Source organism: Streptomyces sp. 135 (assembly GCF_020026305.1).
Lineage (GTDB): Bacteria > Actinomycetota > Actinomycetes > Streptomycetales > Streptomycetaceae > Streptomyces.
The window spans coordinates 4,569,237-4,584,832 of the sequence record NZ_CP075691.1; the positions used below are offsets into that span (position 1 = coordinate 4,569,237).

The window sequence follows — 15,596 nt, forward strand, 5'->3', positions numbered from 1 at the left end:
AACCCCTCGGCCATCTACCGTACGTAGAGAGTCGGCACCGTCCCTTACGGACCTTGAGGAAAGGCGTTCCGTTGTACGAAGGCGTGGTTCAGGACCTCATCGACGAGTTGGGCAGGCTGCCCGGCGTCGGTCCCAAGAGCGCGCAGCGGATCGCCTTCCACATCCTCCAGACGGAGCCCACGGACGTACGCCGCCTGGCGCACGCCCTCCTTGAGGTGAAGGACAAGGTCCGCTTCTGCGCGACCTGTGGGAACGTCGCGCAGGAAGAGCTCTGCAACATCTGCCGCGACCCGCGCCGCGACCTCTCGGTCATCTGCGTCGTGGAGGAACCGAAGGATGTCGTGGCGATCGAGCGGACCCGCGAATTCCGCGGGAAGTACCACGTCCTCGGCGGGGCGATCAGCCCCATCGAGGGCGTGGGCCCGGACGATCTGCGCATACGGGAACTCCTCGCGCGCCTGGCGGACGGCACGGTCACGGAGCTGATCCTGGCCACCGACCCGAACCTGGAGGGCGAGGCGACGGCGACGTACCTCGCCCGCATGATCAAGCCCATGGGCCTGAAGGTCACCCGCCTGGCCAGCGGGCTCCCTGTCGGGGGAGATCTGGAATACGCGGACGAGGTCACCCTGGGCCGCGCTTTCGAGGGGAGACGACTCCTAGATGTCTGACGCCACGCTGAACACCGTGACCGACAATCCGGACGATTTCGCGGTACAGATCTCCGATCAGATCGAGAGCTTCATCGTCTCGGTCCGCGAGGTCGCGAGGGGCGCCGAGCCGGACTCGGCGATCCCCTTCCTGCTCCTGGAGGTCTCCCAGCTGCTCCTCGCCGGCGGCCGCCTCGGCGCGCACGAGGACATCGTCCCCGAGGAGCGGTACGAACCGGACCTCGGCCCCGAGCAGGACGTGGACGGCCTCCGTGAGCGCCTCGCGGAGCTGCTGGCCCCCATCGACGTCTACTCCGAGGTCTTCGACCCCTACGAGCCCCGCAAGGCCCCCGTGCCCGCGCGGATCTCGGACGACCTCGCGGACGTCGTCGCGGACCTCTCCCACGGCCTGGCCCACTACCGCGCGGGCCGCACGACCGAGGCCCTGTGGTGGTGGCAGTTCTCGTACTTCTCGAACTGGGGAGGCACGGCGTCCGCCGCGCTGCGCGCGCTCCAGTCCCTGGTGGCCCACGTCCGCCTGAACCAGCCCCTGGAGGACCTGGACGGCCTGGACACGGACGAGGACCTGATGGAGGACTCGCTCGCCGAGGAGGCGGGCAAGGTGATGGCGGAGGAGATCGCGGGGCCGCTGGGCCTGCGGACGGTCAAATAGGGGTATGTGACCCGCCCCACTTTCCGGAGTGCAGCGCTCCGCAGCGGGCATGTGCCCAGCCGGGCGGCCGGAACGTATGACCCGACAAGCGGGAACGTATGCCCGTGGTGATCACCTCGTGAGCGGGACATCTCACGATGTGATATCTGCGAGGCGAATTTCGGTCGCTCGTTAAACTGAGCCGACCGCACAACGGAATTGAGCGAGGAGCGCACGTGGGCCTTGTCGTGCAGAAGTACGGAGGCTCCTCCGTAGCCGATGCCGAGGGCATCAAGCGGGTCGCCAAGAGAATCGTCGACGCCAAGAAGAACGGCCATCAGGTCGTTGTCGTGGTGTCGGCGATGGGCGACACGACGGATGAGTTGATCGATCTTGCCGGGCAGGTATCCCCGATCCCTGCCGGGCGTGAATTCGACATGCTGCTGACCGCGGGTGAGCGGATCTCCATGGCGCTGCTCGCCATGGCGATCAAGAACCTGGGCCACGAGGCGCAGTCGTTCACGGGCAGCCAGGCAGGCGTCATCACCGACTCCGTCCACAACAAGGCGCGGATCATCGATGTCACCCCCGGGCGCATCAGGACCTCGATCGACGAGGGCAACATCGCCATCGTCGCCGGGTTCCAGGGCGTCAGCCAGGAGGGCAAGAACATCACCACCCTGGGCCGCGGCGGGTCGGACACGACCGCCGTCGCCCTCGCCGCCGCCCTCGACGCCGAGGTCTGCGAGATCTACACGGACGTGGACGGTGTCTTCACCGCCGACCCGCGTGTGGTCAAGAAGGCGCGGAAGATCGACTGGATCTCGTTCGAGGACATGCTGGAGCTCGCCAGCTCCGGGTCCAAGGTGCTGCTCCACCGCTGTGTGGAGTACGCACGCCGTTACAACATCCCGATCCACGTGCGCTCGTCCTTCAGCGGGCTCCAGGGCACGTGGGTCAGCAGCAGCAACGACGCACATTCCGAGCAAGGGGACCGCAAGGTGGAGCAGGCCATCATCTCCGGTGTCGCGCACGACACCTCCGAGGCCAAGATCACGGTCGTCGGCGTGCCGGACAAGCCGGGCGAGGCCGCCGCCATCTTCCGCGCGATCGCGGACGCCGAGGTCAACATCGACATGGTCGTGCAGAACGTGTCGGCCGCCTCGACGGGCCTGACCGACATCTCCTTCACCCTGCCCAAGGCCGAGGGCCGCAAGGCCATCGACGCCCTGGAGAAGACCCGCTCGGCCATCGGCTTCGACTCCCTGCGCTACGACGACCAGATCGCCAAGATCTCCCTGGTCGGCGCCGGCATGAAGACCAACCCGGGCGTCACCGCGACCTTCTTCGAGGCGCTCAGCGACGCGGGCGTCAACATCGAGCTCATCTCGACCTCCGAGATCCGCATCTCGGTCGTCACGCGCGCCGATGACGTGAACGAGGCCGTGCGCGCCGTCCACACCGCCTTCGGCCTGGACTCCGACACGGACGAGGCCGTGGTCTATGGAGGCACCGGCCGATGAGCCGCAAGCCGACGCTCGCGGTCGTCGGAGCGACCGGGGCCGTCGGCACGGTCATGCTCCAGATCCTGTCGCAGCACGCCGACATCTGGGGCGAGATCCGACTCGTCGCCTCACCGCGCTCGGCCGGCCGCAAGCTGGCCGTGCGCGGTGAGCAGGTCGAGGTCCTTGCCCTGTCCGAGGACGTCTTCGACGGGGTCGACGTCGCCATGTTCGACGTGCCCGACGAGGTGGCCGCGCAGTGGGCGCCGCTCGCCGCGTCCAAGGGCGTCGTCGTGGTCGACAACTCCGCGGCCTTCCGGCTCGACCCGGACGTGCCGCTCGTCGTGCCCGAGGTCAATCCGCACGCCGCGCGCGTGCGGCCGCGCGGCATCGTCGCCAACCCGAACTGCACGACCCTGTCGATGATCGTGGCCGTCGGCGCGCTGCACGCCGAGTTCGGGCTGCGCGAGCTGATCGTCTCCTCGTACCAGGCCGTGAGCGGGGCCGGGCGGGACGGCGTGGAGACGCTGCGGCGCCAGCTGAAACTCGTGACCGGCACCGAACTCGGCACCAGCCCGGGGGACGTGCGCAGGGCCGTCGGCGACGACACGGGGCCCTTCCCGGAGCCCGTGGCGCTGAACGTGGTGCCGTGGGCCGGGTCGCTGCGCGAGGACGGCTGGTCCTCCGAGGAGATGAAGGTCCGGGACGAGTCACGCAAGATCCTCGGGCTGCCGGGCCTGCGCGTCGCCGCCACCTGCGTACGCGTCCCCGTCATCACGACGCACTCCCTGACCGTCCACGCCCGCTTCGAGGACGAGGTCACGGTCGATCGCGCGCGCGAGATCCTCGCCACCGCGCCGGGGGTCGTGCTGTTCGACAACCCGGCCGCCGGGGAGTTCCCGACGCCCGCGGACGTGGTCGGCACCGATCCGACCTGGGTGGGCCGGGTGCGGCGCGCGCTGGACGACCCGACCGCCCTCGAACTCTTCGTGTGCGGGGACAACCTGCGCAAGGGAGCCGCCCTGAACACCGCGCAGATCGCGGAACTGGTGGCCGGGGAGTTCACGGCGGGCTGAGGCCCGGCAGCGGTAGGCCGCCCCAGGGCCGGAGCCGCTGTGAGGTCTGTGTAAGTTCTGTGTCCAACTCGGGGGCCAAGGGCGCTTGAACTGGATCCTCTCCGCGTTCGATGATTTCGCGCCCGATCACTGCAACCGGCAGCGGGGCGGGGGGCGTCTTTAGCGGGCGCCCTTCGGGGTGGCCTGAGCGCCGCAATAAATGGGGCATAGGGGAAGAGCTGGTACGCATGGGGGCATTTGATGCATCGTCACAAGCGGTGCCCGCGCGACTCGCCGCAAACGCGATGCCGGACTCGTACAACCCTGACGGGGGGAAGCGTGTCCAACAGGCGTGGCAGAGGTACTCGACTTCACAGCGGTACAGGCGAGAGGCGCGACAGCGCTGCGTCCCCCTCGTCGTACCCGCGCGACCGGCGGTATGCCGGTGATCGCGCCCATGCCCGCAGCGCGGCCCGCCGCCATCCCGGCGCAGCGTGAGGGCGCTGACGACACGATGACCGCGGGCACCACAGTCGACCATCTCACCGAGACCTACCGCGCCCACTACCGGTCGCTGCTCGGCCTCGCCGCGCTGCTCCTGGACGACACGGCCTCCTGCGAGGACGTCGTGCAGGAGGCGTTCATCCGGGTCCACTCGGCGCGCAAGCGCGTGCGGGAGCCGGAGAAGACGCTCGCCTATCTGCGCCAGACCGTCGTGAACCTCTCGCGGTCCGCCCTGCGGCGGCGCATCCTCGGGCTCAAGCTGCTCTCCAAGCCGATGCCCGACATGGCGAGCGCCGAGGAGGGGGCCTACGACCTCCTTGAGCGCGACGAGCTGATCAAGGCGATGCGGGGCCTCCAGCGGCGCCAGCGCGAGGTGCTCGTGCTGCGCTACTTCGCCGACATGACCGAGGCGCAGGTCGCCGAGACCCTGGGCATATCCCTGGGATCGGTCAAGGCGTACGGCTCGCGCGGCATCGCGGCCCTCAGGGTCGCCATGGAGGCGCCGGCATGAGCGAGCGCGAGCGTGACGAGCAGGGCGGATCTGAGCAGCATGGCGGGAACGGAAACGTGAATCACGGCCCCGAAGACGGATCCGGCGGGCTTCGCCCCGCGGGCGGCACCGGGCCGGCGGACGGACCCGGCCCCGACGAACCCGGCTCCGACGAACCCGATCCGGGCGGACTCGGCTCGGACGAGCTCGCGCTGCGGCGGATGATGCGGGAGGCCGTGCGGGAGATCGAGCCGAGCGAGCGCTCCCTCGACCATCTGCGGCACGCGGTCCCCGCCCGCAGGGCCCGCAAGCGCCAGGCCGTCGTCGGCCTCGCCGCGGCGGCGCTCTTCATCGGCACCGCGGTCCCGGCACTGGTGCACGTCACCAACTCCCGGGGCGGCTCGGACGACCGGCCCTCCATCGCGGGCAACAGCCAGGACGCGCAGGGCGGCTCCAGCCAGGGCAAGGACCCCGAGAAGGGCCGGCAGGACGCCGGCAAGAAGCCCGGCAAGTCCAAGGAGAAGGACAAGAAGGGCAAGAAGGACAAGAGGGAAGGCAAGGGCAAGGGCGGCACGGGCGGCGGCGGTACGGGATCGCCCGACCCCGACACCTCCGAGGCCGCCACCTCGCCCGTCTGCGCCGCGGCCCAGCTCGGCGCCACCGGCAGCGCGGGCCCGGCGGAGGCCGACAACAAGGTCTACGGCAGCTTCCGCGTCACCAACATCTCCGGCAGCAGCTGCACCGTCCAGACCGCGGGCGGCGTCAGCGCGACGCCGCAGGGCGCGGCGGACCCCGCGAAGATCGCCGTCGCCACCCATGTGGCCGGTGACGGCGCGACGGCTCTGCCCGACCCCTCCCTTGAGGCGGCCACGATCGTCCTCCAGCCCGGCGCGGCGTACGAGGTGCGCTTCGCCTGGGTGCCGTCCGAGGCGTGCCCGACGACCGGCGGCGAGCCCACGCCCGACCCGACGCCCAGCGGAGGCGGCACTACGCCGGAGGGCGGCTCGGAGGGCATGGAGGCCCAGCTGGGACGGACGGACGGCACGGTCGCCGACGGCAGCGTCGTGGTCACCCTGACCGCGGAGGCGGGCTCGCCCTCGGCGGGAGCGACGGTCCCCAACGCGTGCGCGGGCACGGTCTACCGGACCGGGATCCTGCCCACTTCCTGAGGCCGGGCCCCGCTAGGTCCTGTCTGACCATGCCCGCCTGCCTCGCGACGCCATGCACGCTCCCCCGAGCTCTTCGAGCAGGGGGTGCCCCCACTCGCCGCACCGGGCGCAGAGCCAAGTACATCCAGTACGAGGCCCTACGCCCGGCACGCCGAGAGCACGCACCTGACGCCGCGAGGCCGCCCTCCGGGCGACGACGCGAATGGTCAGACAGGCCCTAGGGCTTCGGGGCGGCTTCCGGCGCGGCTTGGGCCGCGTCGGGCAGCAGGCCGAGGCGCGTGTCGCGGGCGACCTCCGCCTCGCGCCGGAACAGCCGGAACCACATGAAGACGACGAAGCCGGCGAAGACGAACCACTCGCCGGTGTAGCCGAGGTTCTGGAAGGCCTTCAGGTCCAGGCCTGTGTTGCTCGGCGCGGCCGCCGGGACCGTCTTCATCCCGGGGTCGGCCTCGGTGAGCGTGACCCACGCGTCGTACACGTCGTCGCGTACGAGATTGACCAGCGACGCCGAGCTGATCGCGCCCAGCTGGCCTCGGGGCAGGCCGCCGGCGGCGCTGACCCCGTTGGACCCCGGGCTCTCGGAGGCCTGGAGCGCGCCCGTCACCGTGACCTCGCCCTTGGGGGCGGCCGGGGCCTTGGCGGCGCTCGCGTCACCGGGGAGCCAGCCGCGGACCACGGGGAGCGACTTGCCCTCGTCCGTGCGCAGCAGGGTCAGGACGTAGAAGCCGCGCTTGTCGTCCAACTCCCGGTCCGGCACGAGCAGTTGCCTGCCATACCGGCCGGTGGCCGTGGCCTGCTCGCCCGAGGTGTCCTGATCGACGGGCAGCAGCGCGTCGAGGGGCCTGGCCTCGGCCCGCCGGCCGTCCGCGCTCCGCTCGTGGGCCTGGGCCTTGGCGGACTCGTGGTCCTGCACGCGGTCCTCGAAGCGGCCGAGCTGCCAGGAACCCATGAAGATGCAGACGGGGACGGCCAGCACGACGAAGACGTTGATCCCCCACCAGCGGGGCGTCAGCAGAAACCGGTACACACCCCCACGGTACGGGGCTCCTGCGGGGGGCTGAGCCGTGGGGTAGGGCCCCTGCGGGGGGTGGCCGCCCGCCGGGCCGACGGCTCCGCGGCTTCACGCCGCGGATTCCGCCGCTCCGCGGCGACTCCCACCCGCCCGTTGCCCGGCGGTCCAAGGCGGGCCCGCGGGCGGGTGGGGCGAAGCGGCGGTTCAGGAGGTCCGCTGCTCCGGAAGGTGCCGCGCCGCGAAGTCCAGCTCCAGGGCCACCTGCTTGATCCGTTCGTCCACGACCAGTGAACCGTGGCCCGCGTCGTACCGGTACACCTCGTGCACCGCGCCCCGCGCGGCCAGCCGGTTCACGTAGTTGTCGACCTGGCGGATCGGGCAGCGGGGGTCGTTGACGCCCGCCGAGATGTACACCGGGGCCTTGACCCGGTCCACGTACGTCAGGGGGGACGAGGCGGCGAAGCGCTCAGGGACCTCCTCCGGCGTGCCGCCGAGCAGCGTGCGGTCCATGGCCTTGAGGGCCTCCATCTCGTCGTGGTACGCCGTCACGTAATCCGCGACGGGCACCGCGGCCAGGCCCACCGCCCACGCCTCGGGCTGGGTGCCGAGGCCGAGGAGCGTGAGATAGCCGCCCCAGGAGCCGCCCGCGAGGACGAGACGGTCGGGGTCGGCGAGACCCGACGTCACCGCCCACTCCCGCACCGCCGCGATGTCCTCCAGCTCGATGAGGCCCACGCGGTGCTTCAGGGCGTCCGTCCACTCGCGGCCGTACCCCGTCGAGCCGCGGTAGTTGACCCGCACCACCGCGTACCCGTGGTCGACCCAGGCCGCCGGGCCCGCCGCGAAGGAGTCGCTGTCGTGCCATGTGGGCCCGCCGTGCACCTCGAAGACGGTGGGGAGCGGCCCGGAAGTCCCGGCGGGCCGCTGCACGAGGGCGTGGACGCGGCCCCCGGGCCCCTCGACCCACACGTCCTCCACCGGGACGGACCTCGGCGCCTTCATGCCGGGCGGATCGAGGACGACGCCGCCCGACGTCGACCGCACGACCGGCGGCTCGGCGGCCGACGACCACATGTACTCCACGGTGCCGTCCGGGCGGGCGGTCGCGCCCGACACCGAGCCCGCGGGCGTCTCGATGCGCTCCAGCTCCCGTGAGGCGAGGTCGTAGCGGAACAGCTCGCCCCGCGCCTCGAAGCCGTGCGCGACGAGCAGCGCGGAACCGTCCGGATACCACTCGGCGCTCACGTCACCCGGCAGGCCGAGGTCGAGGTCGCTCTCCTCGCCCGACGCGACGTCCCACACCATCGGCTCCCAGCGGCCGCGCCGCTGGTGCCCGACCAGCAGGCGCGTGTCCCCGGCGACCGGCGCGAAGCCGAGCACCTCGAGGCCCAGCTCGACCGAGCCGCCCTTGGTGTCGTCCAGCTCGGCGACCGTGGAACCGTCCGGCCTGATCACGCGGAGCGCGGAGTGCATCGCGTCGCCGTGCTCCGTGTGCTCCACGGCGATCAGCGTGCCGTCGTGCGAGATGTCTCCCACGCCCGCCGACTCACGGTGGCGGTACACCTCGACGGGATCCGCGGCGGCGGCCGGGACGACATGGATGGTCGTGCCGTCCTCGTCCGTGGAACGGCCGACGACCACCGGCCCGCCGTCCCTGCCGAGCGCCAGGCCCGCGGGGTAGGAGGCGTCCAGTCCCGGCACGGCCGGCTCGTCCGGGCCGCCGGCGAAGGGCTGGCGCATCCACACGCCGAACTCGTCACCGTCCTTGTCGTTGAACCACCAGATCCACTCGCCGTCGGGGGACAGGACGCCGTCCGTCGTGCCGTTCGCCCTGTCGGTCACCTGGCGCTGGGAGCCGGTCTCCCTGTCCCAGGCGTACAGCTCGTACGTCCCCGTCGCGTTCGACACGAACAGGGAACGCCGCGGCGCGTCCTCGGCCCAGTCCGGCAGCGACACCCGTGGCGCCCTGAACCGCTTCTCCCAGTCCGGCATGGACCTTGACCCCGTGGCCTTCTCGGCACCCGTCTCGCTCATGCCCCCATAGTGCCTGGCCCCGCCCACAATTCGCTGGCGAGGTTCCCCAGCCTGTGGATAACTTTTCCGACCATGTACTCCCCGATGCCCGCCGACTGGCGCGAGACCAACCGCAGGCGCTGGGACGAACGCGTCCCGCTGCACCTCGCGAGCGACTTCTACGACGTGGACGGCTTCCGTGCCGGCAAGAGCGCCCTGCGCGACTTCGAGCGCGCCGAGGTGGGCGACGTACACGGCAAGTCCCTGCTGCACCTCCAGTGCCACATCGGCATGGACACGCTCTCTTGGGCCCGGCACGGCGCGTCCCGCGTCGTCGGGCTCGACTTCTCCGGGCGCGCCGTCGAAGCGGCCCGCGAGCTCGCCGCCGAAGCGGGCCTCGGCCCCGAGCGGGCCACCTTCGTCGCCGCCGACGTGTACGACGCCGTGACGGCGGTGCCCGACACCGCGTACGACATCGTCTACACCGGAGTGGGCGCGCTCTGCTGGCTCCCCGACATCCGGCGCTGGGCCGAGACCGCGGCCTCGCTCGTCGCCCCCGGCGGCTTCCTCTACCTCGCCGAGTTCCACCCGCTCACCGACATCCTCGACGACGCGACGGGCTCCCGTATCGAGCACGACTACTTCGCGCGCGACGCCTGGATCGAGGACGACCCGGCCGGTTACACGGACATGGACGCCGGTTGCTCGGACAAGGACGCGGGGGACGCGGCCACGGGCACGGCCCCGCCCACCGTCCACAACCGCAGCGTCGAGTGGCAGCACCCCCTCGGCGATGTCGTCTCCGCGCTCGCCGCGGCGGGGCTGCGCATCGAGTTCCTGCGCGAGCACGACACGACGCTCTTCCCCCGCTTCAGGGCGCTCGAAGGCCGCGACGGCGTCTACCGCTTCCCGGCCGACCGTCCGCGCATCCCGCTCATGTACTCCCTCAAGGCGAGCAAGGCCGGCTAGCCGCCTCGCGGCCGGGGCTCGCGGCCGGGGCTCACGGCAGTGGCGAAGGCGGCCGCAGCCAGCCCTCGCGGCCGGGGTCGAACTCGCCGAGCTTCGCCCAGTCCCAGGCCCGCAGCACCTCCCGCCCCTGGTCGTCGTCCCGCTTGATGACGGCGACGACGGCATCGGCGGTGTGCCGGGTCAGCAGCAGCGTCCGCAGGCGGGTGGCGACGCCCGCCCTGCGCCGGACGGGCGCCACCATCAGCTCGCTCAGCAGGAACACCCGCCCCGAAGCGGTCTGCTCCTCGATGCCCGCGGGCAGGATGCCGCGGAACCCCTCCCACCACTCGCCGGTGGGCGCCGCGCGGTAACCGTAGAGGCAGCCGACCAGACCCCCGGAGTCGGCGACGACCATGTCGAAGTCGGGCTGCTGCACGTCGTGTTCGAAGCGCCGCAGGAACCCCTGCCGGTCGCGGTACTCGGCGCCGGCCATCCCCCGATAGGCCTCGACATAGAGGTTGGCGACGGACTCGCGCTGCTGCTCCGCCTGCCAACGGCTCAGTCGCCGCAAGAACACCTCGGTCATGTACGCCTCCCGCCCCGCCCCGAAGGGGAACGACTCCCCCTGCACCCCGGACTCCGCATGGTGACAGTACGGAAGGGGCCAGCGGAACGGGGCGTCGGGGACCAACCTCCCGGCTCCCACGGCACGCCGGGCCCCTGCGGGGATTACCGAGGTCGGCCTATGGCGCTGTTTCATCCACGGCACCGAAAGGAACAAAGGGGGAGAAGCCCTCACGCTCAATGACGCTCCCTCTCTCAATGAGTCGAACGAGGAATTATGGCTGACCGTCCAGGCCCCTGGAAGCGGCAAGGTGTCATCCCGACGAGCAGACGGCCTCCGGAATCCCGCACCGATTACCGATCCGATTTCCGTACTAATTACGGTACGGATTACCGATCCGATTTCCGTACTGATCCGCTCTACCGGTCCCTGCTCCGGAGCTGGTGCGAGCAGGGCCGGACGGTGCCCGGCCGGCCCGACCCGGAATGGAACAGCCTGATCGGGCGCGATCCCTGGCCCCGTGGCTGACGAATCCACGTGGCATTCGGGTGAACCTTCCCGGTGCGTCAAAGGCTCGGTTTCCTCTATCCCCTTCACTCGTTAAGCAGAGCTCAGGTCACGGTGCGGGAAAGGAACTCCCCGCCCGGCCGCAGCCGCCGGTTAGGCGTGACCCGTAAGAAGGGAAAAGCTGTGAAGCTGAAGAAGAGCGCGACGATCGTCGCCGGTGCCGTCGCGGCCCTGGGCATGGGCGCACCGGCATTCGCGGACGCCGGGGCGCAGGGCAAAGCCATCGGCTCCGAAGGCGTGGTCTCCGGCAACGTCGTGCAGGTGCCCGTCCACGTGCCGGTGAACGCCTGTGGCAACACAATCAACGTCGTCGGGCTCTTCAACCCGGCCATGGGCAACAAGTGCGTCAACGACTGACGTAGGGCCCGGCTGTCCCAGTCGTGTCCCGGCCGCCCCCTGCGGCACCCGGCCGTGGGGCCGGCTCCCATCGCACAGAGAAAGACCACTCAATTGCGACAGGCTCTCAGTAAAGGAATGCTCTCCGCCGCAGCTGCCACGAGCATCCTGTCCCTGTCCGGCACCGCCGCGTTCGCGGACGCCGAAGCGGACGGTAAGGCCGTGGGCTCGTCCGGCATCCTGTCGGGCAACAACGTGCAGGCGCCCGTCCACGTCCCGGTGAATGCCTGCGGCAACACCGTGAACGGCGTCGGCGTCGCCAACCCGTCCATGGGCAACAAGTGCGCCAACGTGTCGACGCCGCCGCCCGCGAAGCACCACTCCCACCCCTCGCACGGGGACCGGGGCGAGCACCGCTCCTCCTCCGGTGGCGCCACCGCGCACGGTGTGGCGGCCAAGTCGTCCGGCGTCCTGTCGGGCAACAACGTGCAGGCGCCCGTCCATGTGCCGGTCAATGCCTGCGGCAACACCGCGGGCGTGGTGTCCGTGGCCAACCCGGCCATGGGCAACAAGTGCGCCAACGTCTCCTCGCGGCACGACGACGGCCCGCCGCCCGAGGCCACCAAGCCGAAGCCGAAGCCGAAGCCGGAACCCCGGCCCCGGACCGAGCCCGGCCCCAAGGAGCCCTCCAAGGTGGTGCCGCCGCGGAACCCGGAGCACGAGCCGCACACGCCCCGGCCCGACCGCCCGGAGCGGGCGGCCGCCCCTGAGGGCGTGCTGGCCGAGACGGGCACGGACGAGGCGCTCCTGGGCGCGGCCGCCGCGAGTGCCGCGCTGCTGCTCGGCGGCGCGATCCTCTACCGGCGCCGTGGGGCCGCAGCGGCGGCCCGGAAGTAGCCCGCACCGCCCCTGAGGGGCGTGCCGACCGCACGCCCCCGCACGAGAGCCCCGACACCGGCCAGGTGGCGGGGCTTTTCGTTGCGGGATCTCTGAGTGAGCGGGGGCCATGAGTGAGCCGGGGAGTTGTCCGGAGCGGCAGCCGCCGACGGGGAAGTCTGGACGCGATCGCTTCCCCGCCGGCGCGGGAGGTGGGGCGGTCGGCCCGTCGGGGAATGTCGCTCACCCACGGCATGGCTGCCGACGGCTGGCGGTGCAGCGACCCGGTCCGTCCCATGAAGCGCTTTCAGTGCACCACCTGACGGGCCGCGCGGTGCGCGGGCTTCACCCGTTCGCCCGCCACGTCACTCAGAAGAGCGGCCGGGCCCTGGTGGCCCGGCTTCCGTGGACCATCGCATGCACGGAAGCCGGGCCGGGTGCCGTCTCCGCGTCACCTGAGGCGACAGTAGGGGCCCCTGACCGCGCGGGGACGTGCCACGCCTGGAGGCGGCCGTGGTTCCACCCGATCAGCGCGGCCGTGCCCCCGCCGGTGGGGGCACGGCACGGCTCGGGTCACGCGTCGGTGACGGCACGCTCCCGGGTCGACTGGCCGGGCACGACGGCGGGGGCGTGGCCGCCCGGTCCGGTCCCGCGGGAGAGGACCGCGAGCGCCCTGCGCACGAGGCGGCCCGCGCCGTCCCGCAGGCGCCGCGTCACATGGCGCAGCCACAGGCGGCGCATGGCCGCTCCGGGGGCGGGGTCGTCGCCCGCGTACCAGGCGAGTTCGCCGGGCGGTGCCGCCACCGACCCGCCCGGCCAGGGCCGGGGCCGGGGCAAGGAGCGCAGCGCGGTGAGCGGGGCGTAGTTCTCCACCACGAAGGTGCGGCCCTCAAGGGGGTGCGGGGAGGGCAGGGGCCGGTGCGTGAGGTCCAGGTGCAGCGCGCGCACCACGTCCGTGCCCGCGCCGTCGGCGAAGAGGCGGAACTGGGCGCCGGGGCGCGGGTTGAAGTCGATGAGGTGGAACGCCCCGGTCGCGGTGTCCCTGCGGAAGTCCAGGTCGAACACGCCCCGGTAGCCCAGGAAGGCGATCAACTGCTGCGCGGACGACCACAGTTCGGCGTTGTGGGCCCACTCACCGCTGACCGTCAGGCCCGCCGAGCGCGGCCATGAGCGGTGCTTGCGGCCGGTGCCGCCGCCGCGTACGACGCCGCCCCGGCCGGCGTATCCGTGGACGAACCAGTCCGCGTCCCGGGCGCCGGGCACGAAGGCCTGGAGCAGCAGGCGGCTGCCGGCCTCGGCCCCGCGCTCGAACAGGGCCGCCGCCTCGTGCGGGGAGCCGATCAGGGTGGTGCTGCGCAGCCCCGCGTCCTGGGGGAGCAGCCAGGGGCGGCTCCACTTCGCCACGGTGGGGATCCCGAGCCGGGCCACGGCGCCCACGGCGTCGGCGGCGGACTCCGGCGCCAGTGTCGTCGGATGCGCGACCCCGGCCCGCGCGCACACCTGCGCCAGGCTCTCCTTGTCGGCGACGCGCTCGGCGGTGTCGCCGGTCGGGCGGGGCAGCAGATAGCGGTCGCTCAGCTCGGCGTGCAGGGCGCCGATCGCGAGGGCGCCTGCGTCGTCCAGGGGGATCAGCACGGCGGGCGCCGTGAAGTGGCGTGTGACCCGGCGCAGCGTGGCGGCCACCTCGGCGAGCGGGGCGCCCGGAGCGGGCGGCCGATGCATCCGGTGCAGATGCCGGGAGTGGCGTACGGGGCTCTCGTGGTCGTCGGCCACCAGGTGCACCTGCACTCCCGCGCGCCCCAGGGAGCGTACGGCGCCCAGCGTCCCGTGATGGAAGGGATTGCGGTCCATTCTCAGGAGGACCGCGGGAATTCTTGTATCCAGGGGAGTCACATTCGACCTCGCTGCTCGATCGTCCATACGGGCGATGTGGCGGAACGCGGGATTAGAAACTCGATTGGCGTAATAGGAATAAGTATGACGGAGTGTCAGTGCGGGGTGGCTGAGAAAGAGGAGCGGTTATGGATGCAGGGCTTCGGCGGCGCGGTGGACGGTTCGTCTTTCTCGCGGTCGGGATCGTTTCGGCGGTGACCCTCGCCTCCGCCCCGGCGCATACGACGGGCATCGCGCGCGAGGGCGATCCGTCGGGGGCCCTTCCGCCGCCCCCGGTGGCCTCCGTGGGCCCGGTGATCCCCGCGCTCCCGGCGGCTCCCGCCGACAAGGCGCCCGCGGAGAAGGCGCCCGCCTTCGGGGCGTATCTCGACTACGGGCCCCGCGGGGTCGCGCGCATGAGCGAGCTCAGCGAGTGGCTCGGCGGGGCCGAGCTGCGGGTCGGCCACACCTACCTCCCCGGCGACCGCTGGAGCAACATCGAGGGCGCCCCGCGCTTCCTGGAGGCCTGGGCCGCCTGGCGCAAGGAGAAGGACGACAGGCTCTTCGTCCTCAACGTCCCGATGCTCGAACGCAACGAGGAGGGGGTGAGCGACCGCGAGGTCGCCGGGCTGCTGCGGCAGGGCGCCGCGGGCCGCTTCGACCACCACTTCCGGGTGCTCGCCGAACGCCTGGTCGACCTCGGCGTGCCCGACACGGTGATCGTGCCGGGCTGGGAGATGAACGGCACGACCTACACCCATCGCTGTGGCCCGGACCCGGAGTCCTGGAAGAAGTACTGGAACAGGATCGTCACCACGATGCGCTCGGTGGCCGGACAGAGGTTTCGGTTCGACTTCACACCCAACAGAGGGCGTGACGCCGTTCCTTGGACGCAGTGCTATCCCGGTGACGACGTGGTCGACATCATCGGTATGGACTCGTACGACCAGCCGCGCGGTATGTCATTCGACGAACAGGTCGAGGAGCCCTTCGGGCTCCAGGACCACGTCGACTTCGCGGCGGCGCACAAGAAGCCCATCTCTTATCCGGAATGGGGACTTTTCCGTAACGGCGACAACGAAGAATATATGCGCCGGATGCTGAAATGGATGGACGAGAAGAAGCCTTTGTACAACACCGTCACCGACTACTGCCCGCACGGCGTATGGCAGTGCAAGGCGAACCCCGGCGCGTCGGCGGTCTACCGCGATCTGCTCTCCGGGCGCGACAGCACACCGACTGTGCCCTCCGTGCCCACTGTGCCGACCGAGCCGGTGGCGCCGCCCGAGTGTTCACCGCTGGCCCTCGGCGACTGGGTCGAGTACTGGCTGGGCGGGAAGCTGTGCCTGCGGTTCGACTGGTGGCAGGGGACGCGGCGCTCCTGA

At 71.5% G+C, this 15,596-nt stretch carries 14 protein-coding genes; 10 read left to right on the forward strand and 4 right to left on the reverse strand.

Features of this window, described 5'->3' with window-relative positions; translation table 11 throughout:
• The first annotated feature begins 71 nt into the window (after positions 1-71).
• From recR to KKZ08_RS20605, 6 genes are all read left to right on the forward strand, one after another.
• Complete coding sequence (gene recR, locus KKZ08_RS20580) at positions 72-671, forward strand: recombination mediator RecR (RefSeq protein ID WP_125514107.1); 600 nt, start codon at positions 72-74, stop codon at positions 669-671.
• Positions 664-1,323, forward strand: coding sequence for a DUF5063 domain-containing protein (locus KKZ08_RS20585; protein WP_223775860.1), 660 nt, complete (start codon positions 664-666; stop codon positions 1,321-1,323). The genes recR and KKZ08_RS20585 overlap by 8 nt, the downstream gene beginning before the upstream one ends.
• A gap of 215 nt (positions 1,324-1,538) precedes the next feature.
• A complete protein-coding gene (locus KKZ08_RS20590; protein WP_223775861.1) occupies positions 1,539-2,825 on the forward strand; it encodes an aspartate kinase in 1,287 nt (428 codons plus the stop codon).
• Entirely contained in the window at positions 2,822-3,880 is a 1,059-nt protein-coding gene (locus KKZ08_RS20595; protein WP_223775862.1) for an aspartate-semialdehyde dehydrogenase, read from the forward strand. Before KKZ08_RS20590 ends, KKZ08_RS20595 begins: the two co-directional genes overlap by 4 nt.
• Before the next feature lie 331 nt (positions 3,881-4,211).
• On the forward strand, positions 4,212-4,874 hold the full coding sequence (locus tag KKZ08_RS20600; RefSeq protein ID WP_223775863.1) for a SigE family RNA polymerase sigma factor: 663 nt from the start codon (positions 4,212-4,214) through the stop codon (positions 4,872-4,874).
• The gene (locus tag KKZ08_RS20605; RefSeq protein ID WP_223775864.1) at positions 4,871-6,022 is read left to right on the forward strand and encodes a hypothetical protein; all 1,152 of its coding nucleotides are present in this window, start codon (positions 4,871-4,873) and stop codon (positions 6,020-6,022) included. The genes KKZ08_RS20600 and KKZ08_RS20605 overlap by 4 nt, the downstream gene beginning before the upstream one ends.
• Positions 6,023-6,239: 217 nt before the next feature.
• On the opposite strand, the gene KKZ08_RS20610 is transcribed toward KKZ08_RS20605, so the two are convergent.
• Positions 6,240-7,049, reverse strand: a complete 810-nt coding sequence (locus KKZ08_RS20610; protein WP_223775865.1) for an SURF1 family protein — start codon at positions 7,047-7,049, stop codon at positions 6,240-6,242.
• Positions 7,050-7,238: 189 nt separating this feature from the next.
• Positions 7,239-9,068 carry a prolyl oligopeptidase family serine peptidase gene (locus KKZ08_RS20615; protein ID WP_223775866.1) on the reverse strand — a complete coding sequence of 610 codons (1,830 nt, stop codon included), beginning with the start codon at positions 9,066-9,068 and terminating at the stop codon, positions 7,239-7,241.
• 72 nt (positions 9,069-9,140) lie between these two features.
• On the opposite strand from KKZ08_RS20615, the gene KKZ08_RS20620 reads away from it, so the two are divergent.
• A complete protein-coding gene (locus KKZ08_RS20620) occupies positions 9,141-10,016 on the forward strand; it encodes a class I SAM-dependent methyltransferase (protein WP_223775867.1) in 876 nt (291 codons plus the stop codon).
• Between the two features lie 31 nt (positions 10,017-10,047).
• Here the strand turns inward: KKZ08_RS20620 and KKZ08_RS20625 are convergent, their stop codons facing one another.
• Positions 10,048-10,581, reverse strand: a complete 534-nt coding sequence (locus KKZ08_RS20625) for a hypothetical protein (protein WP_223775868.1) — start codon at positions 10,579-10,581, stop codon at positions 10,048-10,050.
• Positions 10,582-11,256: 675 nt separating this feature from the next.
• Between KKZ08_RS20625 and KKZ08_RS20630 the strand changes: the two genes are divergently transcribed.
• Both KKZ08_RS20630 and KKZ08_RS38855 read left to right on the forward strand, forming a co-directional pair.
• Positions 11,257-11,484, forward strand: coding sequence for a chaplin (locus tag KKZ08_RS20630; RefSeq protein ID WP_223779125.1), 228 nt, complete (start codon positions 11,257-11,259; stop codon positions 11,482-11,484).
• Positions 11,485-11,601: 117 nt separating this feature from the next.
• Positions 11,602-12,360, forward strand: coding sequence for a chaplin (locus KKZ08_RS38855; protein WP_223775869.1), 759 nt, complete (start codon positions 11,602-11,604; stop codon positions 12,358-12,360).
• Positions 12,361-12,912: 552 nt separating this feature from the next.
• Here the strand turns inward: KKZ08_RS38855 and KKZ08_RS20640 are convergent.
• Positions 12,913-14,232: an ATP-grasp domain-containing protein gene (locus KKZ08_RS20640; protein WP_223779126.1), complete on the reverse strand. Its 1,320-nt coding sequence runs from the start codon at positions 14,230-14,232 to the stop codon at positions 12,913-12,915.
• 128 nt (positions 14,233-14,360) lie between these two features.
• Between KKZ08_RS20640 and KKZ08_RS20645 the strand changes: the two genes are divergently transcribed.
• Positions 14,361-15,596: a glycosyl hydrolase gene (locus KKZ08_RS20645; protein WP_223775870.1), complete on the forward strand. Its 1,236-nt coding sequence runs from the start codon at positions 14,361-14,363 to the stop codon at positions 15,594-15,596.